This is a genomic window from Sphingopyxis sp. MG (assembly GCF_002953155.1).
GTDB classification, from domain to species: Bacteria; Pseudomonadota; Alphaproteobacteria; order Sphingomonadales; family Sphingomonadaceae; genus Sphingopyxis; species Sphingopyxis granuli.
Genome location: NZ_CP026381.1, coordinates 3,246,476 through 3,270,173, shown reverse-complemented (window position 1 = coordinate 3,270,173; position 23,698 = coordinate 3,246,476). Strand labels below are relative to the sequence as shown.

General features: G+C 66.9%; 20 protein-coding genes. 6 read left to right on the top strand and 14 right to left on the bottom strand.

Features of this window, described 5'->3' with window-relative positions; genetic code table 11:
• Positions 1 to 28 precede the first annotated feature (28 nt).
• The 3 genes from C3E99_RS14985 (at position 29) to C3E99_RS14975 (ending at position 5,825) form a co-directional block, all read left to right on the top strand.
• Positions 29 to 4,360 (top strand): TonB-dependent receptor domain-containing protein, encoded by a 4,332-nt coding sequence (locus tag C3E99_RS14985; protein ID WP_104960019.1) that lies wholly within the window; start codon positions 29 to 31, stop codon positions 4,358 to 4,360.
• Between the two features lie 63 nt (positions 4,361 to 4,423).
• Positions 4,424 to 4,909: a GNAT family N-acetyltransferase gene (locus C3E99_RS14980; protein ID WP_076077185.1), complete on the top strand. Its 486-nt coding sequence runs from the start codon at positions 4,424 to 4,426 to the stop codon at positions 4,907 to 4,909.
• Positions 4,893 to 5,825, top strand: coding sequence for a sulfotransferase domain-containing protein (locus C3E99_RS14975; protein ID WP_083675172.1), 933 nt, complete (start codon positions 4,893 to 4,895; stop codon positions 5,823 to 5,825). The genes C3E99_RS14980 and C3E99_RS14975 overlap by 17 nt, the downstream gene beginning before the upstream one ends.
• Positions 5,826 to 5,922: 97 nt before the next feature.
• Here C3E99_RS14975 and C3E99_RS14970 read toward each other — a convergent pair whose 3' ends face one another.
• The 3 genes from C3E99_RS14970 to C3E99_RS19860 form a co-directional block, all read right to left on the bottom strand.
• Positions 5,923 to 8,166, bottom strand: a complete 2,244-nt coding sequence (locus C3E99_RS14970; protein WP_104960018.1) for a TonB-dependent receptor — start codon at positions 8,164 to 8,166, stop codon at positions 5,923 to 5,925.
• A 98-nt stretch (positions 8,167 to 8,264) separates the two neighbouring features.
• Positions 8,265 to 9,578 (bottom strand): hypothetical protein, encoded by a 1,314-nt coding sequence (locus C3E99_RS14965; protein WP_076077178.1) that lies wholly within the window; start codon positions 9,576 to 9,578, stop codon positions 8,265 to 8,267.
• A complete protein-coding gene (locus tag C3E99_RS19860; RefSeq protein WP_067108136.1) occupies positions 9,575 to 10,315 on the bottom strand; it encodes a GntR family transcriptional regulator in 741 nt (246 codons plus the stop codon). Before C3E99_RS19860 ends, C3E99_RS14965 begins: the two co-directional genes overlap by 4 nt.
• Before the next feature lie 130 nt (positions 10,316 to 10,445).
• Between C3E99_RS19860 and C3E99_RS14955 the strand changes: the two genes are divergently transcribed.
• Entirely contained in the window at positions 10,446 to 11,495 is a 1,050-nt protein-coding gene (locus tag C3E99_RS14955; protein WP_158682325.1) for a serine hydrolase domain-containing protein, read from the top strand.
• A gap of 37 nt (positions 11,496 to 11,532) precedes the next feature.
• On the opposite strand, the gene C3E99_RS14950 is transcribed toward C3E99_RS14955, so the two are convergent.
• Genes C3E99_RS14950 through C3E99_RS19855 form a run of 7 tightly spaced genes read right to left on the bottom strand, consistent with a single transcriptional unit; the run spans position 11,533 to position 16,308 of the window.
• Complete coding sequence (locus tag C3E99_RS14950; protein ID WP_158682324.1) at positions 11,533 to 11,964, bottom strand: hypothetical protein; 432 nt, start codon at positions 11,962 to 11,964, stop codon at positions 11,533 to 11,535.
• Complete coding sequence (locus C3E99_RS14945) at positions 11,945 to 12,424, bottom strand: hypothetical protein (protein WP_076077171.1); 480 nt, start codon at positions 12,422 to 12,424, stop codon at positions 11,945 to 11,947. Before C3E99_RS14945 ends, C3E99_RS14950 begins: the two co-directional genes overlap by 20 nt.
• Positions 12,421 to 12,852 (bottom strand): hypothetical protein, encoded by a 432-nt coding sequence (locus C3E99_RS14940; protein ID WP_104960017.1) that lies wholly within the window; start codon positions 12,850 to 12,852, stop codon positions 12,421 to 12,423. The genes C3E99_RS14945 and C3E99_RS14940 overlap by 4 nt, the downstream gene beginning before the upstream one ends.
• On the bottom strand, positions 12,849 to 13,529 hold the full coding sequence (locus C3E99_RS14935; protein WP_104960016.1) for an SHOCT domain-containing protein: 681 nt from the start codon (positions 13,527 to 13,529) through the stop codon (positions 12,849 to 12,851). The genes C3E99_RS14940 and C3E99_RS14935 overlap by 4 nt, the downstream gene beginning before the upstream one ends.
• A gap of 36 nt (positions 13,530 to 13,565) precedes the next feature.
• Positions 13,566 to 14,201, bottom strand: coding sequence for an SHOCT domain-containing protein (locus C3E99_RS14930; RefSeq protein WP_104960015.1), 636 nt, complete (start codon positions 14,199 to 14,201; stop codon positions 13,566 to 13,568).
• 3 nt (positions 14,202 to 14,204) lie between these two features.
• Positions 14,205 to 15,497, bottom strand: a complete 1,293-nt coding sequence (locus C3E99_RS14925; protein ID WP_158682323.1) for a lysozyme inhibitor LprI family protein — start codon at positions 15,495 to 15,497, stop codon at positions 14,205 to 14,207.
• Positions 15,490 to 16,308: a hypothetical protein gene (locus C3E99_RS19855; protein WP_076077164.1), complete on the bottom strand. Its 819-nt coding sequence runs from the start codon at positions 16,306 to 16,308 to the stop codon at positions 15,490 to 15,492. Before C3E99_RS19855 ends, C3E99_RS14925 begins: the two co-directional genes overlap by 8 nt.
• Positions 16,309 to 16,659: 351 nt before the next feature.
• On the opposite strand from C3E99_RS19855, the gene C3E99_RS14920 reads away from it, so the two are divergent.
• Positions 16,660 to 17,619, top strand: coding sequence for a helix-turn-helix transcriptional regulator (locus C3E99_RS14920; protein ID WP_076077161.1), 960 nt, complete (start codon positions 16,660 to 16,662; stop codon positions 17,617 to 17,619).
• Positions 17,620 to 17,744: 125 nt separating this feature from the next.
• Here C3E99_RS14920 and C3E99_RS14915 read toward each other — a convergent pair whose 3' ends face one another.
• The 3 genes from C3E99_RS14915 to C3E99_RS14905 are packed head-to-tail and all read right to left on the bottom strand — an operon-like array spanning position 17,745 to position 20,306.
• Positions 17,745 to 18,632: a hypothetical protein gene (locus C3E99_RS14915; RefSeq protein ID WP_076077159.1), complete on the bottom strand. Its 888-nt coding sequence runs from the start codon at positions 18,630 to 18,632 to the stop codon at positions 17,745 to 17,747.
• The gene (locus C3E99_RS14910; RefSeq protein ID WP_076077156.1) at positions 18,629 to 19,594 is read right to left on the bottom strand and encodes a TPM domain-containing protein; all 966 of its coding nucleotides are present in this window, start codon (positions 19,592 to 19,594) and stop codon (positions 18,629 to 18,631) included. The genes C3E99_RS14915 and C3E99_RS14910 overlap by 4 nt, the downstream gene beginning before the upstream one ends.
• Before the next feature lie 22 nt (positions 19,595 to 19,616).
• Positions 19,617 to 20,306: a hypothetical protein gene (locus C3E99_RS14905; protein WP_076077153.1), complete on the bottom strand. Its 690-nt coding sequence runs from the start codon at positions 20,304 to 20,306 to the stop codon at positions 19,617 to 19,619.
• A gap of 231 nt (positions 20,307 to 20,537) precedes the next feature.
• Between C3E99_RS14905 and C3E99_RS14900 the strand changes: the two genes are divergently transcribed.
• Positions 20,538 to 21,512: a DUF4424 family protein gene (locus C3E99_RS14900; RefSeq protein WP_076077151.1), complete on the top strand. Its 975-nt coding sequence runs from the start codon at positions 20,538 to 20,540 to the stop codon at positions 21,510 to 21,512.
• A 19-nt stretch (positions 21,513 to 21,531) separates the two neighbouring features.
• Here C3E99_RS14900 and C3E99_RS14895 read toward each other — a convergent pair whose 3' ends face one another.
• Positions 21,532 to 23,676, bottom strand: coding sequence for a TonB-dependent receptor plug domain-containing protein (locus tag C3E99_RS14895; protein WP_234002498.1), 2,145 nt, complete (start codon positions 23,674 to 23,676; stop codon positions 21,532 to 21,534).
• Between the last annotated feature and the right edge of the window lie 22 nt (positions 23,677 to 23,698).

The window sequence follows — 23,698 nt, the reverse complement described above, 5'->3', positions numbered from 1 at the left end:
GCAGGGAAGCGCCCGACAAGGGAGGGACATGATGGGGATTGGAATCGGCCGCGCCGCGCTGATGGCTTCGACCGCGATCGTCTGCGTCGCGACGGTGAGCCCGGCGCAGGCGCAGAGCAAGACTTTCGACGTGCCGGCGCAGGCGGCGGCAACGGGGATCGCGGAACTCGGCCGACAGGCGGATATCCAGATCGTCGCCGCGCGGCGCTATACGCAGAACAAGAAGACCAACGCGGTGCGCGGCGACATGACCGCCGACCGCGCACTGGCCGTCCTGCTGAACGGGACCGGGCTGGTCGCGCAGCGCACGGGGCCGCAGACCTATTCGGTCGTTCCGAAGGCGGCTCCCGCCGAAACGTCGGAGACCGACGCCGGCACCTATCGCGACGACATCATCGTGGTCACGGCGCAAAAGCGCCAGGAATCGATCCAGGAGGTGCCGATCGCGATGACGGCGCTCAGCCAGGAGGATCTGACGACGCGGCAGGTCGCGGGCGGTCCCGACCTGATCAGCCAGGCGCCGAACATCACCTTCAGCAAGACCAATTTCACCGGCTACACGATCCAGATCCGCGGCATCGGCACGCAGGCGGTGTCGGCGACGACCGACCCGGCGGTGGCGATCGCGTTCAACAACACCCCCTTTGTCCGCAACCGCTTCTTCGAGCAGGAATTCTATGATGTCGAGCGGATCGAGATTCTGCGCGGCCCGCAGGGCACGCTCTACGGCCGCAACGCCACCGCGGGCGTCGTCAACCTGATCTCGGCCAAGCCCGAATATCACCCTGACGCGTTCGCGTCGGTCGATGTCGGCAATTACAAGAACCGGCGGGTCGAGGGGATGATCAACATCCCGCTGGTCGACGACAAGGTCGCCTTCCGCCTCGCGGGCGCGCTGACCAAGCGCGATGGCTATGCCACGAATGAGTTGACTGGGAGGCAGATTGATGGACGTGACCTGTGGTCGCTACGCGCCTCGTTGCGCCTTGAACCGACATCGTGGCTGCGCGCCGATTTCGTCTACGAACATTTCCAGGAAAATGACGACCGCCTGCGTAGCGGCAAGCAATTGTGCAAGAAGGACCCGGGGCCGGACGAAGTAAATGGTATATCATTATCGTCGGAGTTGGGCGGGACATTCGGGAACAGAACGTATCTTAGCCAAGGATGTCTGCCCGTATCGCTATATTCGGATGAAGCTTTTCAGACGCCTAACGGATATGCCCTGCCATTCTATGGACCAACGGGCAATCTGGGCAATCCCGTTTACCAAAACCGCGACCCCTATGCCAGTACATTTCAATCGCGCGACCTACGCGTTATCGAATCAACCCTTGAGCCGCGATATCGAGCGAAAACAGATATCTTCGAACTGCAACTCGGCATGGACATCGGTGATACGCTGACACTGAACTCAGAAACTGCCTATAGCACGGACAGCTTGTTTTCCACGCAGGATTATAACCGCTTCAATACCAAACCCGGCGCGTTTAACCCCGACAACAGGGTTGGCGCTATCGGAGTTCGGCCTGGCACATTTGATGAAAACGGCATGTTCTGCGACCCACAACTCGGCTGCTCCGATCGATTATTGCTTGGTGATCTGTCGACAGCCAAATCCAAACAATTTAGCCAGGAATTACGTTTATCGTCGGATTTTGACGGACCGTTCAATTTTAGTCTCGGTGCCAATTATCTGCGCTACAAGACCGAAGATAGATACTATGTCTTCGTCAACAGCTTGACTCTTTTCGCATCCCAGCAATGGGGTAGCTATGCCGCTGGAAATCCATACATAGCAGGGGTTTCGGATAACAGCGAGTGCCAGGGCGCCCCCACGGGCGCACCGCCCGATCCGAGCGGTCAATATGCAATCACCAGTTGCGTCTATATCGATCCCAATCCGATCGATAGCCTGAACGGCGAGGGGCGCAATTATTTCCTAAGCCGCAATCCCTATACGCTGAACTCTTATGCAGCATTTGGTGAAGCTTATTATAATATCACACCCAACCTGAAATTGACCGGTGGTCTTCGTTTCACGGTTGACGAGAAAAAGGCGCCTCAGATTCCAAGCTGGTTGCTGGCATCGAGTGTCACCGGCGAATATCCCACAAAGAAAATTATCGCGCAGAAATGGAGTGAGCCCACCGGGCGTATCGCGATCGATTGGCAACCAGATTTGGGGTTCACCGATCACACACTGATCTATGGATCCTTCGCGCATGGCTACAAGGCAGGCGGAGCTAACCCGCCACCGCCGGTGATTGCAACCTATGGTGGTTTTGATCCCTCCACTATCGCACAGCTTCAGGGTGCACCTGAAACTTTCAAGGCCGAATATGTCAACGCCTTTGAAATCGGGACCAAAAATACATTGTTTAACGGCGCCTTAACGTTAAACCTCGGCGCCTTCTATTATGATTACAAAGACTATCAGACGTCCGAAATCGTCAACCGGTCGGCGGTAAACTCTAACTTTGATGCTGAAATATGGGGGCTTGAAGTCGAGGCCGATTGGAAACCGACGGACCGTTTGCGCTTGGGCTTCAAGGGAGGGTATCAAAAGACGCGCATCGCCGATGGGGCAAGCGCCATTGATCTGATGGATCGAACTGCTGGCGACCCCAATTATGTCGTAGTGCGACCGTTCCCGACGATCCCGTCCAACTGCATATTGCCAACCTATGTCGTTACGGCCGGAGGCGAAATCAATGTCCGTCCCGGCTATAGCAATGTTAGCCCTAACGGCATTTGTGTTGATGCCTATTATTCGGGGTTGGACCCCGTCACGGGTTTGCCCTATGTAGCCAATCCGACGTTGCAGCGTGGGCTTCAGCCAGGTACCACTGCGCCTCTGGATCCAAGATATGCGGGCTATATTGGGTTTGATCCTTCCACGGTTCCCAACGGTGGCCAAGGTATTTCCAAGGATTTGAGCGGCAACGAATTGCCCAACGCACCGCGCTACACGGCGACGGTGACGATGGATTATACGATCCCGCTCGCCACCGACTGGGACCTGACGCTGCACGGCGACTATCATTACCAGTCGAAAAGCTGGGCGCGGGTGATCAACAACAATCCCTATGACCGGCTGCGCGGCTATTCGACGGTCAATGTCGCGGCGATCCTGAACATTGCCGACAGCTGGCGGATCATGGCCTATGTCAAGAATGTCTTCAACAAGACGGCATTAACCGGCGCTTTTCTCAACAGCGATGACACCGGGCTGACTACTAACGTCTTCCTGACCGAGCCGCGTCTCTATGGTCTGCGCATCAACAAGAGCTTCGGCGAAGCCTCACTGCCCTGGGGCAGCGGCTGGCGGCAGCGCGGGCCGGGTGAACGCTATCCGGTCGAGCTGGAATTCGGCATGGGTGCGAACAGCATGACGGCCAAAAACGCCCTGTATAAGCCAGGCTTTCTGGACAGCTATCTCGAGAGCCTGCCCTTTGCCGATACCGCGACGGCGACGCAGCGGGCTGATATGGGCATCAGCCATGTCCGCGACGCCAGGATCACCTTTAACATGCCCGACGGCTGGCACGTTTGGGGAGCGTATCGCGGCAGGAAGTTCGACGCGCGGCATAAGGGCATCAGTTCTGAACAGGCGAAGGGGGGCTATGCTCAACCTTTCTTGCCCACCGATCCGCCGCGCTATGTTACCGCTGAGAATTTTGGCACCATTGAGGTCGACCAATTTGAAGATCACAGCATCGTCGATTTCATGGTGGGGAAGGATGTCGGTCTCGGCCTGATGGGAGAGGGCGGCACGTCGGCTATTGGTCTGGGGATGACCTATGCCCAGTTCCGGTCCGCCAGCGACATTGACATGGTCGGAGTTCCCGATCGCTATTTCGCCGATTACACGGAAATCAAATATCCTACCCAGCACCGCAGCCTGTACAATTCTTCTCTGGCCAGCAAACGCAAGTTTGAAGGCTTTGGCCCCTCGTTGTCATGGGAAGCGTCGAAGCGGTTAGCCGGGAACGACACGGACGGCAGCCTCGCCCTCGATTGGCGGGTCAACGGCGGCCTGCTGTTCGGAAAGCAGACCATGGCCAGTCGTGAAGAACGCGACGGCACCTATTATCACTTTGAACCCAACAGACCGAATCCGCCGCAGCTCAAGGACAGCCTCTACGACGAGCAGATCGACCGCAGCCGGTCGCGGCGCGTTACCGTGCCGAACCTCGGCGCCAGCATGGGCCTGTCCTATCGCGTCGGCGGGGTGAAGGTCGCCGCCGGCTATCGCTGGGAACGCTTCTTCGATGCCATCGACGGCGGGATCGACAAGGCGCAATCCTTCGACCGGACGATCCGCGGCGCCTATGTGAAGTTCGGCATCGGCTTCTGATCGTGGCGGCCGTCCGATCCTTTCGCTTGTCGCGCGATCCGATCGGCGGATAGGATGGCTGACATGGAACCGTTGGAAATCGTTCAGGCATGGCGGCGCGACGATCCGCGTTGCGTCGCCGACGCCAAGAGCTTCTGGCGCGAGATCGGCATGCCCGACGATGTCGCGGCGGAACGCGCCGCCGAACTGTGCGTCGTCGCCTATCTCGGCGGGCGGCTGGCGGGGGTTTCGACGGCGCGGCTGGGCGATTTCCCGCCGCTGAAGGGGCGGTTCGCCCATCTGCGGTGCGCGGTGTCGCCCGCCGCGCGGCGCAAGGATGTCGCGGCGCGGATCATCGGCCACACCCGCACGGTGCTGGAAGCCTGGGCGGCCGACCATGTGCAGGAAAATCTGCTGGGCATGGTCGCGATCCTGCAATCGGGGGAGTTGCGCGAAAAGCAGCGCGAGCCGATCTGGCCGATCTATGGCATCGACCTGACGCTGATCGGCTATACGCCGCGCGGCGAACAGGTGCGCGTCGGCTGGTTCCGTCATGCCCGCCTCGATTGAGCGGGACGAGCGCCGCGACCGCGACGAGGCGCCGGGGACGGCGGCGGCGCCCAGCGGCATCCTGTGGATCGCCTCCTACCCCAAGTCGGGCAACACCTGGACGCGGGCGTTCCTCAACAACCTGCTGAAGATCATGCAGGACGACGAAGCGGGCGCGCCGCAGAGCATCAACCGGATGACCGAATATACGCTGTGGGACATCGCGGCCAAACCCTACGAGCGCCATCTGGGCAAGCCGGTCACCGAAGCCGACCGCGACGAGATCGCGCGCATCCGCCCCGCCGTGCAGGCCGAGATCGCCGAGCGCACCGAGGGGCTGGCGATGGTCAAGACCCACCATGCGCTGGTGGCCGACCGCGGCGTGCCCGCGATCAACTTCGCGGTGACGTCGGGCGCCGTCTATATCGTGCGCAATCCGCTCGACGTCGCCATATCCTATGCGCACCACCTGGGCAGCGACATCGACTATGCGATCGGGGAGATGGCGCTGCGCAACAAGGAAACCGGCGTTTCGGACAAGAGCGTCTATGAGATCTACGGATCGTGGAGCCAGCATGTCGAAAGCTGGACCCGCTCGCCGCATCGCGCGATTCACGTCATGCGCTACGAGGACATGCTGGCCGATCCGGCCGCGGCGTTCGGGGCGCTCGCCCGCCACCTGCTGCTTGCGCCCTCGCCCGAACAACTCGCCACCGCCATCGAGCGGTCGTCCTTCGCGGCGCTGAAACAGCAGGAGGATGCGGCGGGGTTCAGCGAAAAGCCCGACAGCGCCGAACGCTTCTTTCGCGAGGGGCGTGCGGATCAGTGGCGGGACAGGCTGACCCCGCGTCAGGTTCGCGCGGTCGTGACCGCCCATCACCGACAGATGCGCCGCTTCGGCTATCTGACCGACGAACTGCTGCCGCTGCTCGAATAGCCGCCACCGATCGCGTTCCGGTCTTCTCCGCCCCACCACTGGGGAAACCTTGGGCCGATGCCATGCCTGCCCGTGCAGGCCAGCATCGGCCCGTTTTTCAGAAGCTGTACCGGGCTTCGAGACCGACGACGCGCGGCTGGCTGTAGCGGTTGATCGTCGGCGCCTGCGCGACATAATAGACCTTGTCGAAGACGTTGTTGGCAAAGGCGGCGATGCCGAACCCGCCGAATTCGACGCCGAAGCGCAGGTTGACGAGCCGATAGTCGTCGAGGTCGACCGAGGTCGGCGTCAGTTCCTGTTTGCCGCCCCATTGCGCGCTCACCAGGATATTCCCCGTAAGCATCACGTCGCGCGCGATCGGATAGCGCAGATTGAGGTTCGCCGACGCCAGCCAGTCGGGCACCTGCGCCAGGTCGAGACCCGCGTAGCGTCCGCTTTTGACCTCGCCGCCCTGACGCGAACCGCTGAGCGCGAGGCGCCCGCTTCCCGCGCCGATGTCGAATCCCTGGCTGTATTCGGCCTCGATGCCCCAGCTCTTCGCATTGCCGGCATTGGTCAGATAGCTGACCGCGGCCACCGGGCAGGTCGGATTGGTCAGGGCGCAGCCGTCGTCGACCTGCGCGATCAGGTCGCGAAGATCGGTGTAATAGCCCGCGATCGCGAAATAGCCGCGGCGGGCGGGCTGCCCCTTGATCCCGACCTCATAGCTCGTGCTGTTCTCGTTGCCGAACAGCACCTCGACCGGGCTCGGCGCGCGCGGGTCGGACAGGCGCGTGTTGAACCCGCCGGCCCGATAGCTGCTTCCGGCCTTGGCATAGGCGAGGATGCGGGGTGCGAGCTTGTAGGACAGCGTCGCATTGTAGGAGAGGTTGTCGGCTTCGATGCTGTCGTCGATGACGCGGGTCGGTCCACCGGTCGGAAGCCCGGTCCCCAGATCGTAGAGCCGGGCGCTGATGCTGCGGCTGTCGCGGGTGTAGCGCAGCTCGCCGGTCAGGTTGAGCCTGTCGGTGAGGTCGAGGCCGAGCGAGCCATAGGCGGCATAGCTTTCGAAATGGAGCCGCGCGGGCGCGACGTTGCCCGGCGATGGATTGGCCAGCGTCGGCGTGCGGGTCGTCGTCACCGAGAAGTCGCTGTCGAGCAGCATCGCCTCGACGCCGAACAGCCAGGTCAGGCGGTCGCTGCCGCCGGTGACGTGCAAATCCTGCGACAGCACGTCGGTCGTGTCGACGACATAGGAGGCGCTGCCAGGATCGATCGGCGTCGCCGGCCCGACCTGCCCGGCGGCGCGGGCGCGCGCCAGCTCCGCGGCGCTGACGCCGTCGTTGTCGAGATCATATTCGCTGTGCCGCTTGCGGAAGAAGGTCGTCGCGTTGAGCCGGGCGCCGCCAAGGTCAACGCGCACGATCGCCTGCAGCCCGTCGATGTCCTGGCTGGCGCGCGGCGCGGTGCTCCAGGGATAGCGGAAGCGATCCTGGATATAGCCGCCGGGAAAGCCCGGCGTGCCGGCCGGAATGAAGATCTGATAATGGATCGCGGGGGTCGTCAGCCGCTGCGTCTCGGCGAGCAGGACGATGTCGACGGGGCCGCGCGCGAGGCGAAGCTGGCCGCGCAGGCCGTGCCCCTTCTGCCGGTCGAAATAGACATCGTTATCGGGGTTGTAGAAGAAGCCCTTGTCCTGCTGGACCAGGTCGCCGCTGATGCGCACGGCCGCGCCCTCGCCGAGCGGGACGTTGACCGCGCCCTGCATCTGGAAGCTGTTGGTCTCGAAGCCGTAGCGGGCGCTCGCCCAGCCGGAGAGGTCGAATCCGGGCTCGGCCGAGATGATGTTGATCGCGCCGCCGACGGCGTTGCGGCCATAGAGCGCCCCCTGCGTGCCGCGCAGCACCTCGACCCGGCCGATGTCGAGCATGTCGAGGCGGCTGAAATTGCGCCCGCCGACGGCACCGCCGCCGATATAGGACCCGTTGCGATAGAGGCCGACGCTGGGGTCGCCGTTGGTCGCGCGCGCGGTCGAGGAGGCGCGGATCGATATTTCCGAGGTCACCGACGAACTGAGGTTGTTGAAGCGGATGCTCGGCTGATCGGCGAGCAGTTCGCCGCTCGTCTGCGCGCCGCCGCGATCGGTCAGCGCGGCGGCGTCGATCACCGACGCCGCGGTCGGAATGTCCGACAGACGCTCTTCGCGGCGCCGCGCGGTGACGACGATGGCGCCGTCGTCGCCCGCCTCGGACGCCGCGTCGGCCGGGAGCGCCGCGGGCGCGACGTCCTGCGCGAAGGATGGGCCGGCCATCGCGGTCCAGACCGCGGTCGCGCAGAAAAGAAGATGCGTCTTGCGTTTCATGAATCCCTCCCAAAGGCATTGTGCAATTATTATCGATAATTTTGTGCAATCGGCAAGCGCGAGTCAAGCCGGAAACATCGCGATGCCGGCGGTGGCGGTCAGCGGTCGGCGGGAATGGCGGCGGTCAGAAGATCGCGAAAGCCGCGCGCCGTAGCGGCAAGCGGTTCGGCCGCGACGGTCGACAAATCGTCGGTCGCGGCATGATGGTGGCGATGGGCGCCGAAGATTCCGGCGTGGCGGGGGTAGCCCGCCCGGACGACCTCGGCCAGTTCCCCCGCCGCGCCCTCGCCGGAGGGATAGGCCATTTCGATCCCCGGCTGCCCCTTGAAGATCCGCCGCGCGGGTTCGACCAGATCGGGCGACGTCATCAGGAAGCGATGGCTGTCCGCACTCGGCAGCGGCAGCAGGCGGCCCGGGATCTCCTGCCAGTCGCGCGTCGCGGCGTTGGCGCCCAGGTGCAGCCAGAAATCGCTCTCGCCCGGCGGCGGTGCGATCGTCTCGACCAGGTGTACGGCCCCCAGATTCTCATATTCGTGACCGCTGTTGCAGACGAAGAGCAGATTGTGCCGCGGGAAGGCGCGCGGCGCCCACCGGGCGAGTGCGAGCCAGATTGCGATCCCCGGCCCACGCTCGCCGGCGCAGTCGGTCCAGCCCGATCGCGGCGTCGACACGATGATCCAGCGCCCCGCCGATACCCGGCGCCGTCCGACGATATTCTCGGCGATCCGCCGGCCGCCGCGCCCGGTCAACCGCAGCGTCGCCTGGCCCCCGTACCGCGCGGCCTCGATCGCGGGTGCCGCGCGCTTCGGCGCCAGCAGGACGATCGGCCTGTCCGCGAGCGGCTTGTCGGCGGGGGCATTGAGCAGCAGCGCCTCGCCCGTCGGGCCGGTCGTGACGAGGATGACGGCGGCCGCCCCGCGCGCGATCGCGTCGGCGATCGGCGCCCGCGCCGCCGGTTCGAGGAGGCTGGACCAGCGACGGTGCGGCAGCCGGACGAGCGCGATCGCGCCGTCGAGGCGCCCCGCCGTCTCGGCCAGCCGCAACGGCGCGGACAGGCCGTCCGGCGGCGTGGGGACCGCGAGCGGCTGCGCGGTAGACGCAATTGCGAGGTCGCCGATCGTCAGCGTGCAAAGCGATGCCTCGAACCACGGCACCTCGAACGCCTGCCGCTCGACCGCGAAGCCCGCCGCGTCAAGCCGGCTCGCGGTCCAGTCCGCGGTCCAGCGATCGCCCGCGCCGCCCGACTGCTTGTTGCCCGCTTCGGCATAGGCCCGAACGTCCGCGAACAAGGTGTCGGGGTCGAACAGCGCGCCATCGGCCGGGGTCGCCATGGCGGGCGGCGCCTGCCACGCGATCGGTGCCGCGAACCCCGCCTTCAGCAGCGTGCGGCGGTCGGTTCGGCCGCGCTTCACGATCGCGCCCGGCGGCGGCCCGTTTTCGGCTTGCCGCGCCGCGCCTTGTACTCTGCGAGCGCCTCGGCGAAATTCTGCTGCGACGTCGCGATCAGGTCGCGCGCCACCCGGTCGGCGTCATCGGGCTCGCGGGCGACGATATGGCGGCAGAGCTGTTCGTAGAGCACTGCCGAGCGCCGGCCGACCTCTCCCTCGCCATGCGCCGCGACGAACTCGTCGGTGTAGACATTGTGCTGCCACCGGGCGAGCAGCGCCAGCCGGTCGAGCAGTTCGAGCGCCAGCGGCGCGTTGGAGCGCTTGGCGATGAAGCGGCCGATCCGGTTCGACACTCGCAGATGCTCGGCCGAGTTCGTCGTCCGCTCGGTCACATCCTTATATTCGACGAGCCGGTGCATGAGCTCGCGCCCGTCGCGGTCGCTCATCGCCGTGCAGGCGAGGCGGCAGACGACGCCGAACAGCGCCTTCCACAACTCGTAGATCTCGTCCGCGCCATGATCGTCGACGTCGATCGCGAACGCGCCGCGCCAGGGCACGACCTTGATCAGGCCGATGCTCGCGACATGGCGGAATGCCTCGCGAACGGGGGCGTGGCTGACCCCGAAGCGGGCAGCGATCTCGCGCTCGCGGAGCCATGAGCCCGGCGGAATGCGCCACGCGACGATGTCGTCGATCAGCAGCCGCGCAATGACGCGGTCCTGCGTCGGTGCATTGTCCTCGTCGCTCGTCGTGACGGCCATGATCCCCGATCGTTTCTGTTGAACGCCCCATCCTAGCTTGCGCGCCCGACAGGACAATCTTCGATTGCAGTCGCACTTATTATCGATAATAAATGCGAACACAACCCAGCGCATGTGGAAAGGGCAGGCCATGATCGGGCGTCTTCTTCTTCTGACCGTCGCCGTGGCGGCGACCCCCGTGGCGGCCGGAAGCGCGCCCGCCGCTCCCGTGCCCACGGCCGAAGGCGCGCGGCCCGGCTGCGCCGCGGCGATCGCCTATTCGGATGCGCACAAGGGGCTCGCCGTCCTCGTCATCCGGAATGGCGAGGTCGTCTGTGCGTCGCAGGACACCGCCCGGCCCCACGAACTCTGGTCCGGCACCAAGAGCCTCGTCGGCCTGATGGCGGCGGCGGCGGTGCAGGACGGGCTGCTCGCGCTCGACGAACGGGCGTCCGACACGATCGCCGAATGGCGGGACGATCCCGGCAAGGCGGCGATCACGCTGCGCCAGCTGCTCGCCATGACCAGCGGCCAGCCCTCGGCGATCGGCCGCCCGCAGGGCTATGCCGATTCGCTGCGGGTCGCGCTGACCGCGGAGCCCGGCACCCGCTTCCAATATGGCCCGACGCCGTTGCAGATCTTCGGCGAGGTGATGCGGCGCAAGCTGGCGGCCGCGGGGCGCGACGCCGATCCGCGGCGCTATATCGAGCGGCGGTTGCTGACGCCGCTCGGCGTGACGGTCGGCGAGTGGAGAAACGGGCCCGACGGGCATCCGCTGATGCCGCAGGGCCTCGTCCTTGCCGCCACCGAGTGGGCGAAAATCGGCGAGTTCGTCCGCATGGGCGGCAAGGTCGACGGCAAGCCGCTCGTCGACGCGGCGACCTTTGCCGAGCTGTTCGAGGGGAGCGAGGCCAATCCGGCCTATGGCCTCACCTGGTGGCTCCCGCGCGCGACGCCGTCCGACGACCCGGTCACCCGCTCGACCGACATCACCGATCCCGCCGCGGGGCTTCCCGCCGATCTCGTCGTTGCCGCGGGCGCCGGCGACCAGCGGCTGTACGTCATCCCCTCGCTGGGATTGACCATCGTCCGCCAGGCCCGCCTCGACGTCGCCGCGCTGCTCGCGGGCCGCAAGAGCGACTGGTCCGACCGGCGGTTCCTTGCGACCCTGCTCGCCCCCCGAAGCGCGCCGGTCGATTGAGCCGGTCGATTGAACCGGGCGAGGGCGCGCGCCCGCCTCAATCGTTCGGTCCGACCTCGGTGAACCGGAATCCGTCCTGCGTCCTGTGGAAATAATATCCCAGATCGCCGCAGAAGATCACGAAGGTCTCGCCGCCATCGGGCTCGCGATCGTGGATGGCGTTCCGGCGCGCAAGGCATCGGCGCGCCTTCGCGGCCAGGAAGCGCGGATAGCTTTCGGCGCGAAACGCGGCGGCGTCGCTGCTGCCGCCCTCATCGAGATATGGCATGAACGGGAACTGCGTCATTCCCGCGACCGCGGTCGCATCATCGGCCGCGAGCGCGGCGCGGAATCGGGTCAGGAAGGCGTCGAATTCCTGCTGCACGGCCGCGGATGCAACAGGCTCCTCCTCCGCCGACGCCGGAACGGACGAGGCGAGCAGGATGCCGGCCAGAACGCCGGGGAGCGGATTAATTTTCAACGACATCATGGTCTCGCCTTTCAGGATCGGCACTGGATATGCGGCGGCGCCGGCGCAGCATCGACCGCAACGCCGAAAACAGCAGTCCGGCGGCGGTATAGATCAATGTCGCCACGGCGATCGCGGGGATGGTGACGTCGCGCGGCTCGCCATCCTCTCCCGCGCACAGCAGGTTGCGCGTGACGCCCTGCTGCCCCGGCCTATAGCTATAGTCGCGCGACAGCGTGTCGAGGCCGCCCGGGCAGACGATGGGTTCGGCGACCGTCGACACGATCGGCGGATAGACGGCGCCGCCCGCGACCGCGAACATCATGGCGAGGAAGCCCCAGCCCGCCGCGGCGGGGAGGATGTCGAGCGGCCGGAACAGGCGCGAGCGATGCGTCTTGCGAAAATCCTCCAGCCCGGCGAGCAGGAAGATCAGGCCGAAGATCGCGGCGACGATCCCCGGTCCGATCAGCGCGCGCATCATTCTCGCTCTCCTTGCATTCCATCCGGCAACAGCGGGACGGACGGCGCCTCGCACGTGCAGGCGGCCTGTTTCGCGATCGGGGCCTCGATCGGGCAGGTGCAGAGATATTCGGCCCTGTGCCCGCATCCGGCGGCGCGATATCCCTCATAATAGCCGTCGAAGCCGGGCGAGACCCGATGACTGTCGGTCCACTGGGCGAACCGCGCGGGGTCGGCGCGGATTTCGGCGGGCGGGTCCGGAATGGGGGTCGCACGCTCGAGCACTTCGCTCCGGCGCACGCCGTCGACTTTGGTCGCCGTTACGCGTTCGATCGGGCAAGTGAACCGCTCCGCGAACGTATCGCGCGCCGCTCGCTCGCGGCTGGCGCAGCCCGCGACGGCGGCCGGGAGCAGGACCGCAAGACACAGGAGGACCCGGCGGCGTATCACAGGCCGCCCAATATCTCGGCGCGCTTGGCCTGATATTCCGCTTCGCTGATCAGGCCGCCCTCGCGCAGCGATTGCAGGTGGAGCAGCCGATCCTCGACGCTCCCGCCGCCTGCGTCGGGCGGCGCGGCGGGGCGGCGCACGATGTCGGCGTCGGTGTGCAGCCTGTCGGCCATTTTTTGCCGCAACTCGGCGAGGGACGGCGAGTCGATGCCGGCGGGACGGCGCGGCTTCAGCAGCCGAAAGAGAAACAGCAGCACCAGCGCGACGGCGAAGCAGATCAACGTGTAATAGATGGTCGCCGCGCCGATCGCGCGCAGCGTGATGTCGCGCCGCTCGCCGTCGGCGCCGATGCAATAGATATTGCGCGCGACGCCCTGCTGCCCCGGCTTGTAGCTGTAGTCCCGCGACTGAAGCTCCAGCGCCCCGTCGCAGGCATAGGGCGCGGCGGTCATCACCAGCGGCGGGTGGACCGCCCCGCCCGCCGTCGCGACCATCAGGCCGCAAAAGGCACAGATGCCGAGCAGCACCGACAGTCCGCACCCCCAGCGCGCGGCGGGCCCGGGCAAGGCGCCCTTGGCTATGCCGCGCACGGTCATGCGCCCGATCAGGCCCACGACCAATATGATCGCCGGCCCCAATAGCATCATGCCCATCATGAATATGGTCGCGTCGTTCATCGCCTGTCGCCTCATCCCACTCGCCGGGCCGCGCTCTCACAGCCCGGACAAGATGTCTGCCCGTTTGGCCTGATATTCCGCTTCATCGATCAGGCCGCCGTCGCGCAGCGACTGGAGGCGGCGCAGCCGGTCCTCGGCATCCTGCGCGGCCTCCTGACCCGCAGACGCCGAGCCCCGTCCGGCGACCCGTCCGTCGCCGTTCAGGTCCATGCCCGTCATGGCTTCCAATGCGGCGATGGTTTCGCTCGTCGCGGGCTGTCCATTGACGGTGATGCTGTCGTACATGCCGGATCGGTTTCCGCTCGCGCCCGGCTCCGCCCGGTCCCCGGCGTTGAGCCGGTCGGCGATCTGCCGTGCCCGTTCCGCGCCGCTCTCTGCGCCGGACGAGAATCGATCCCACAGGATCGCATATCTTCGCGGATCGGTCCGCTCGGCGAGGACGGGCAGAACCGCGCCGGGCATCGGCCATTGCGACAGCTTGACGATGCTCGCCTTTCGGACCGCCACGCTGGGCTGCCCCGGCACCGTGACGACGAGGTTCATCACGCACATGCCGCCGCCGCGGCTGTGATAGGGCGGCATGGAGGACGACACGACCTGCGCCGTGCCTTGCACCGGGTCGGTAAGCCTCGGCTTCGAGAATGCATCGAACAGGTTCGCGAAAAACCCCATGGCTCACCCGCCGCCCGTCATCGCGGCGAGGCAGAAGCGTTCGGGCGCGTCGGGGTCGGGCTCATGCTCCTCGCCGCAGGCGTTGCGCGTCGCCCACAGCAGCGTGCCCTGATCGGCGGACACGGCATAGGGCAGGTCGCCGCGCCATGTGCCCGCGATGCGGCGCTCGGTGCGGGTCGCCATGTCGAAGCGCACGATGCCGACGTCGGCGGGATAGGTCAGGCGCGAGCGCGCGTCGTCGAACAGGAAGGATGCCAGTTCCCACCCACCCCACGCCACCAGATAAGGCGCGCCCAGCGGCTTTCGCGTGCGGATATGGAGGTCGACGGTGCCGCGGCCCCGATCCGCCGTCCAGACCAGCCAGCCGGCATTGCCGCGCAGCGAGTCCACGGCGTCGAGGTCGTCGGAAAATTCGTCCTCGCGGTACACGAGGCCGCCCGTCACCGATTCCCACAGATTGTCCGCTTCGGCCGGCTTGTCGCGCAGGCGTCGGCTGCCCGCGACCGTCGCGGCGTAATAAGCCTGTGGGCCGTCGAGGCCGTCGCTGCCGTCACCCCACAGCGAGGCGATGGCGAACAGCGTCCCGCCGCGCCAGGCGAAGCCGGTGATCAGGGCCACGGCGTCGGCGGGATGTTTCGCGCGCGTGTCGGGAGGCGGCGTCACGGGCACCAGCTTGTGGTCTGCCACGCGATAGAGCCACAACTGGTCGGGGCCGTCGAGTTCCTGACTGGGCAGCAGGATCGCGACATGGCTGCCGTCGGGCGACAGGCGCATCCCCGCGACCGGCACGCGCCCGTTCTCGGCCAGTTCGGGCCGCGCGCGGGCGATGGGGCGAAGGTCGATCTCGCCGATCACGCGCGTCGCGACCGGCGCGGCGGCGCGGTCGCCCAATTCCTGGCGGCGGCCGAGATAAACGACCATCATGCAGTCATAGGCCTGGTCATGAACCCACGACGCGGGATCGTTCAACTCGGCGAAGCTGCGGTCGGCGGCACAGCGGCGGTCGCGCTCGCCCACCCAGTCGCGCTGCTCCGCCACCAGCGCCGCGCGCGCCGGGCCGGCCAGTTTCGCCAGCACGGCGCGATAGCTGCGCGACAGGGCGAGGTCCTGCCAGCGCAGCGCGGCGTTGGCGCAGATGAAGCGATCGACCGCGCGCGTCGCCTTGCCGCAATCGAAGCTCGCTGGAACGGTGACGGACGGCGCCGGCTGCGCGGTCGAAGGGGCCGCGCCGCCCAGCGCCAGCGCGCAAAGAAACGGGCCGCCGAGGCGTGCGCCCGATTTGTGCCGCTCAGTCATGGACGATGATGCGCGGGTCGTCGCACAGATCCTGCTGGGCGATGGGGATGGGGTCGCTGCAGCAATCCTCTTCCTTTTCCTCGAACAGGACGGAGATTTCATAGGTGCAGACGCCCGCGCCGCCGGGGATGGTGAAGGTCCGCGTGCGGCCCGGGGCCAGTCCGTCATAGCCGAAGGCGTCCGAATCGCTTTCGATGCCGTCGGGTTCGCGCAGCGCGAGTTGTTCGAGGCGGCGGCGGCTCCTGTTCGTGACCGCGACCTTCAGGTCGGCGGCGGGCGCCGCCCGCGCGGCGGTGCCGCACAGCGCGATCAACGGCCGCGCCGCTGCCGCAACGCCGTCCAGCGGATAGCGCGCCGATGATCCGGCGACGCTGACCGACATCCGGTCGTCCGCCGCCAATATCGATTCGAACGATGCGTCGAGCGGCACCTGCCCCCGCAGGCGCAGCAGGCCGTCCGCCTCCGGCGGCTGAACCGTGGCGGGAAAGGTCAGCGTCGCGCTGCCGTCGCTCAGGCGGACCGGCACGCTCGTCCCGGCCGCGAGGCGCACCGGCGGGTGGGTGATATAGGCCGACAACTCCGGAACGCCCTTGTCGCAGATGAAGTTCAGCAACGTCATGCCGCCGTCGGGCACGCCAAAGACGAGCCGCGCCTGCTGGGCGCCATGATCGACGCCATACCAGCGCGGCCGCTCGTCCTGCGCTGCGGCGGGTGCGGCCGCGAGAGCCAGCGCGGAAGCGAGCAGGATGCGCCGATACCGCCGCGTCGGCGATCTGGGAAATCCGGCCTTTGTTCGCCCTTTGCGGGTCATGGTATCTGTCTCCAGCCGGTTCGGATCAGGGGCCTGTCCGTGCCGCACAAGGCACGGACAGGCCCGACGGGAGCGGCCGAACCGGGGTGGAGGGAAGCCGATCGGCAGTGTCCCCCTGTCCGGCCAGCAGATACGCCGACGGGTCGCTGTCGACGCACCCGTTCCCGCATCAGCGTCCGGGCGCCTGCGAGGGGGCGGCGGGCGTCGGATCAGGCAATGGATGTTCGCGCATCGGAGTCTCCCTGTCCCACCGTGATGCCATGGACAGCGAAAGCCTGTCTCGGACCAGAAGGAACGCGAGGTGGACCAGACGGCACTTCGGCGATACGGTGCGCCGGACGGGAGGGGGACATGGACGCGACCGGTTTTTCCCAGATATTGTCCACCGCCTCGGTGCCGGAGCGCGAGCGGCTGCCGATGTGGCGCGAGCTATTCGGGCAGGCGATGGTCCGGCTCGACATAGAACCGGCCCGGAACGTGCCCTTTCACGCCGAAGGGACATTGTGCGCGCTGCCGGGGGCCGCCTATGCCTCGGTTTCCGCATCGCCGGTGCAGGTCACGCGGACGCACCGCCTGATTGCCGCCGATCCGGTCGAGATGCTCTATCTGATCACCGCCGACGCGCCGCTGGAACTGCGCCAGCGCGGGCGCGAGCATGTGCTGGCGGTCGGCGACTCGATCTTCGTGCGCGGCGGAGAGGTCAGTACCATCCAGTGTCGGAAGCGATGCCGTTTCACCAACATCGCGGTGGCGCAGGACGACCTGCGCGCGCTTCTGTCGGGGGCGGACGATCTGGCGATGCGCGTCGTCCCGCGGCAAAGCGATCTGCTGGGGCTGCTCCACGCCTATGTCGACATGCTGCGCCTGCGCGCCGACGCGGCGTCGGGCGTGGCGGCGGCGCTCACGGCCGGGCATATCCGCGACCTCATCGGCGCGGTCGCCGCCACGGCAGCCGAAGATGGCGCGCCGGAGCGGCCCGGCGTCAAGGCCGCGCGGCTGCGGGCGATCAAGGCCGACATCGCGACGCGCTCGTGCGATCCGCGTCTCGACATCGTGGGCGTGGCCACGCGCGCCGGGATCAGCCCGCGCTATGTCCGCCGCCTGTTCCAGGATGAGGGAAGCAGCTTTTCGGCGCATGTGCTGGGCGAGCGTCTCGACCGCGCCCATCGTCTGCTGCTGCATCCGGGGCAGGCGCCGCGAACGATCGCGGCGGTCGCCTATGCCTGCGGTTTCGGCGACCTGTCCTATTTCAACCGCACCTTCCGCCGCCGCTTCGGCATGACCCCGTCGGATCTGCGCGGCGCGGGTTGAATGCCATCCATTTCCCGTTCGTGTCGAGCGAAGTCGAGACACCCATCAGCGTGGCGCAAGGCCGACAAGTGTCTCGACTTCGCTCGACACGAACGGAACGATAGGCGGATTTACGGCCCGACGCCCTAACGGCAGCTCCGCTGCCAGTCGAAGAACACGCCTTGCCATCCCCATCCCGACTGGTGGACCACCTCGGTCAGCACATGCGCCAGATTGGCGGGGTCTGCCGCGGCTTCGCCGTCGCCCGCGATCTCGACGCGATCGTCGGCGATGCGCGGGGCGATGCGGCGCCGAATCACTTCGCTCGGCGGGGTCAGCGTCAGGCTGGCGTCATAGATCAGGTCGGCGTCGGGGTGCGTGCCGTCGCGCGGGCGCAGGCTGCTGCTCATCCGCGCCTCGCCGGCGTTCATCGGCTTGTCGCCGCGGACCAGCGACACCTCGCGCGCCCGCACGCAATGACCGGCGGAAACGAAGGTCAGCCGCACCCCGATCGTCCGCTTGCCGCCCCGAAAGTCGCGCGTCACCAGCAATTGCTGCGGCTGGTCCGCCGGGCGCTCGACGCGCAGGTTCAGCCCGGCATTTGCCAGCGATTCGATCCGCCGCTTCAGGCGATGCTCGGGCAGCGGCATGGCGCCGGGCGCGGGCGGCACCCACGCCGTCCAGGCGGCGAGCCACAGCATGAAAACGGCCATGATCGCGAAATAGGCGACGCCGAAGGCCACCATGAACCGCCATTGCGCGAACCAGTTATCGGGGCCGCTTTGCATCACGTAAACAGCGGGGACGAGCGCCCCGAACATGGTGAGCGCCCAGGCCGTGATGCCGATCTGCGAACGGTCGGTCCCCCACGCGGTCATACCCGCGATCAGCAGCGCGACCGGCAGGAACAGGATGACGATCGCGGTCGGCGTCATCCGGCCGTCGCGCAGCCACAGCCAGCCCAGCGCGCCCGCGCCCGCGAGGAGCAGCAGCAGCGCGGCGACGATCACCGGCGGGCTCGACAGCCGGCTCATCGCGTCTCGCCGCCCGTCACCCGGCCGGTGATGGCAACCGCGCCCGCCTCGATTCCGCCGGGGATGTCGCCGCGCCGGAAGCGGGGCAGGATCACGCTGTCCATGATGGCCTGCGCGGCGGCGTCGGGCAGGCGGTCCGACAGCTCGCGCCCGACCATGATCCGCGCCTGCCGTTCGTTCGGCGCGACGAGCAACAGGATGCCGCTGTCCGCCATGCCGCGGCGGTCGGCGATTGTCGCGGCAAAACGGGCAATGTCGATCCCGCCGAGCGAGGGCGTGGTGACGATGACCAGCGGATGTCCGCTTTGCTGGTCGAAGGCCGTCAATACCGCATCGAGCCGCGCCTTGCTGTCGGCGGACAGGATGTTCGCTTCGTCGGCGATGCGCCCCTGCACGATGCGGAAGGCGACGCCGCCTCCGCCTTGTCGCACGGCATCGGCGGGGCTGCTGGCGCCCAGGTCGATGCGGACGATGCGCGGCGGCTTGTCGGGGCCGTCGATCGGCACATACCGGATGCGCGCGGCCATCCCGTTCGCCAGCCGGACCGCCGGTTTCTCCTCGGTGCTGCCGCGATTGGCGAAGCCCGCTTCCAACGCGCCCCAATTGATACGGAACGCGACGGGGCCGACGGAAAAATATTCGTAATGGCTGTAAGCATGGGCGTCCGAACTCTTGCGCTTCCTGCTCACACGTTCCAGGCGCCAATCATGGATCGGCCCTTCGACCTGCCGGGCCTCTCCGTTCGCCACCGCCTGCGTGACGCGGCGGTAATCCCACCACGGCACCGCACCCGACGCGAGGACTGTGAAGACGCCGATCGCCATAAGCGGATAACTGGTCCAGCCCGCTTTGCCGAAACCCCATTTCATCACCGCGCCGGCAATGATGAATGCCAGCCCGATCAGCGGGAACTGCAAGCCCACGCTGTCATTCGCAATGTCATAGACGGTCGTATAGGTCATGGCCGCGCCCCGTTCGCGCGCCTCAATCCTTCAGATAGCGGTCGCCGCATGCCGCCATCACGGCGACCGGCGGCCCCAGCCGCACCGCCTTGGCCAGCGCGCGCATCGCGATCTCGCCGATATGGTCGTCATCCTCCGCCGGATAGACTTCGCTGTTCGACAATTGCTCGAGCTGGCCGTTGAGCTTGACCCAGGTCGCGGTGCGGGTATCGGGCGCGATATCGCTTTGCGCGAAGATCTGAAGCACCACGGTCGACAGCACATAGCATTGGATGCGCGTGTCGCGGGTATCGGGCGGCAGGCCCTTGAACGCGTTCGCCTGCGTTTCCGGGAACGCCTTGGCGCAGGGGTCGGTGTAGCTTGCGGCATTCTTGTCGGCGACGAACCTGTCCTGCAATCCCTTGTCGTGCGTGCCGATGCGCTCGATCCTGGCGACGACCCTGGCCGGGTCGTCGAGGTCGCCGTCCGTCCCGGCGAGCAGCGCGAAATGCAGCGCCTGGCTCGCGGTGTCGAGCGGGACGGACCCCTTGCCGATCTTTTCCTGCGCCAGCGCCATGGTGGCGCCATAGCAGAGCGAGGCGCTTTCCGTCCGGTCGGCGGGCAGTTGCACGTCGGGCGCGCCGCCGCAGCCGGAGAGGGTCAGGCCCGCGCAGGCCGCGATTCCCAGCGCCGCGCTGTACCACGTCGTCGTTCGGTGCGGCTTGCCATGCATCTCGATTCCCCCGCTAAACTCTGGCCTCGCGTCTGCCGACCATGGGCGCGGGATCGTCCGCTGTCATGGACCATGCGGAACCGGCATGGGATTTTACGGCACTCGCGGCCTCCGCCTCACGGGAGAGGGGCCGTGCCGGTGCGTCCGCATCGGGTTCCGCCCCGTCCGCGACGGCGGACCGCGAAGGCGCTACGATGAACCCGTGGCGCCGATCGATGCGGAGGAAAGCGAATGCCCCATGCCCGATGGATCGCGGTCGGCGGTGCGATCGCGCTGGCGGCGGTCGCCGCGCCGGCCGGGGCGGAGGATGGCGGACGCGGCGTCGGCTATGCCGCCGAAGGACCCGCCTTCGACCTGCCGGCCGACATGCGTGTCGAACGGCAGGAAACGCACGTCGCGCTCGATTCGATCCGGCTCGTCTATGTCTTCCATGCATCGACGCGCCGGACCGTGCATTTCCGCTTCGTGCTGCCCGCCATGCCGGTCGATGCCAGCCCCGACGCCATCGGGCTCGACGGGACGGGCGAGGTCACCGGGCTTGCCGCCGACCGGCGCCCGCTCAACTATCTGGACCTGTCGGTGCGCGTGAACGGCGCGCCGCTGGCGCTCTCCGGTCGCGGGCGCGCGCTGCATCGGGGCAGGGACGTGACGCGGCAATTGCTCGATGCCGCCGTGCCCCTGCTTTACCATTTGGACGAAGAGGCGCCGTGGCGTCGCCTTCCGGCCCGCACCCAGGCGATGCTCGACGCCGACGGCCTGCTCGTGCTCGACACCGCGGACTGGAGCTATCAGGCGGATTTCGAATGGGATCAGCGCTTCGAGCCGGGGGATACGCGGGTCGAGATCCGCTATGTCCCGGTCGCCGATTACTGGAGCGACATCAATTCCGCCGAATTTCCCGAGATCGCGCCCGGCGGCCCGGCGACGCGGACCTATTGCATCGACGACGCGCTGCGCCGGGCCTATTTCCGCCATCCGGCCTACGAACTCTATACGATCACCCACGGCGCGGCCGCACCGGCCGGCCGGCACGGCCGGGCCGCCCACTATCGCCTGGTGGTCGACAAGGGCGCCGCCGCCAACATGGTCGCCTTCTGTCCCGCGGCGGCCCGAAAGACCGCCCCGACGACATTCGAATGGTCCGCCGCCGACGTCACGTCGGACCGCCCTTTCGGCGCCCTCTTCTTCATCGCGCCCGATAGATAGGAGCGCGAGAGAACCCCGATCAATAGCGGGCGCGCAGCGTCAGATAGAGCGAACGCCCCGGCTCAGGAAAGCCGTCGGTCAGGCTGTATTCCTCGTCGAACAGGTTGCGCGCGCCGACGCCGACCTCGATCTTCTCGGTGACGGCATAGTCGATGCGCAGCGCCGTGTTCACATAGGAACCCGTGCGGTAATAGCGCGCCGGCTGCGATGCGGGCGTTGCGGTGAACAGCGTCCAGCGGCTCGATGCGATCTCGACGCTCGGCTGGACGTGCAGGCCCGCCAGCGGCGCCCAGTCGGCATAGATCAGGCCCTTGTGCGTCGGCACCCCGGTGGGCCGGAACCCCGGATTGGCGGCATAGGACAGGTCGCGCTTGATGACCGTGTAGTTGGCCCCGAGGTCGAGTCCGGGCGCCAGCGTCGCCGACAGCGACGCTTCGGCGCCATAATATTCGCCGCTGCCGACGTTCCGACTCTGGTTGAGGTTGGTGAGCACGCAGCCGGGAGTCGGCGTCGCGGGCGGCGTGGTCGATGCGGTGCACGGGTAGCCCGGCGTCAGGACGCCGAAGATCGCTTCGTCGACCCAGCTGTAGAAGAGCGCGCCGTCGACCCGCACGCCGCCGGCCGTCCAGCTTCCGCCGATTTCGGCGTTGGTCGCGCGTTCGGCCTTCAGTTCGGGGTTGGGGATGGCGGTGTTGAACCGCTGGCTGAAGCGCTCGAAGATCGTCGGGAAGCGCGCACGCGACGACAGGCTGGCGTGCAGCGTCAACGCGTCGCCCGCATCCCAGTCGAACCGGCCCTGCAGGTTCCAGGCGTCGGCGTCGCGGCGCGGATATTGATAGATGACCGCCGGGGTGCCCGAGGTTCCGAGCGGCGAACCGAACTCCTCGGCACGCTTGAGGTCGCGCCAGTCGAAGCTGCCGCCGACCGTGAAGCGGAGCGCCGTCGTCAGGGCAAGCTCGTTTTCGAGCGCGATGGAGAAGGTGTTTTCGGTCTGCGTCTGCCGCGGCTCGGTCGACGGCACGCCGGCCGTCGAGAAGCTCGTCTGCGCCTCGACATGCTTGTCGTGACGGTAATGGAAGGCAAGCCGCAGCGTGTCGGCGTCGCTCATCCGGAAATCGAGCTGCGCCGACCCGCCCCAGGCCTTGTCGAAATAGGGGCTGTCGAATGCGAAGGGGCGGCTCTGCGTGGATTGGGTGCGGTCGTTGAACGAGCGCAGCATCGAATCGAAGCGGTTGTAATAGGCGCGCGTCTTGAGCGTCGCGCGGTCGCCGAGCGCCGTGGTCGACAGGAAATAGATGGATTCGATTTCCCACTTCGGCCAGGTCCAGAAACGCGGCGTGTTGACGAGGTCGCTGACGTGCAGCGGCGCGTTCTTCGATCCGTCCTGCCGCGTGTAGCTGATCGCATATTCGTCGCTTTCGTCCGGCGTGAAGCCGAGCTTCACATTGGCGCGCCAGTCGCGGGTCCGCGAAAAATCGCGCTCGCCGCCGTCCTCGAGCGTCGGGACGATCGGCGTGAAGCTGTCCGGCAGATCCCAATGGTCGGTGAAGCTGCGCGCATAGCTGGCCTGCGCATACCAGCGCTCGTGCCGCGTCCCGATCAGCGCCGACGCCGAATAGCCGGCATAATCGGCGTCGTTGTCGAACGTGACCATGCCGCGCACGTCGATGTCGAGCGCCTTGGTCGGGCGCCGCGTGACGAGGTTGATCGCGCCGCCCATCGCACCCGGCCCGTCGAGCACCGACGCATAGCCCTTCGCCACCTGCACCTCCGAGATGTCGGTGGTCAGGAAGCGGCCATAGTCGAGCCGGTTGTCGGCGGGCAGATACACGCGGATGCCGTCGATCGAGAGCGGCACCTGGAACCGGTCGAAACCGCGGACGAACACCAGCCGTTCGTTGCGCGTGCCGCCGCTGTTGCCCGCGACGACGCCGGGCATCAGGTTGATCGCATCGTCGAGCGCGGTGCGGTTGAACTTGTAGATCGCCTCGCGCGACAGGCTTTCGCCGTCGATGCCGATCCCTTCGCTTCGCGGCGCGGTGACGACGATCTGCCCGAGGGCGAAGCGATCGTCGCCGGTATCCGGCGCATTCTGGTCCTGGGCCTGTGCCTGCGAGGTCGCGAGGCAGCCTGCCGACAGCAGGAGGGAGAGTATGGTCCGCATGATTTACCCCTTTTTTTCTCAC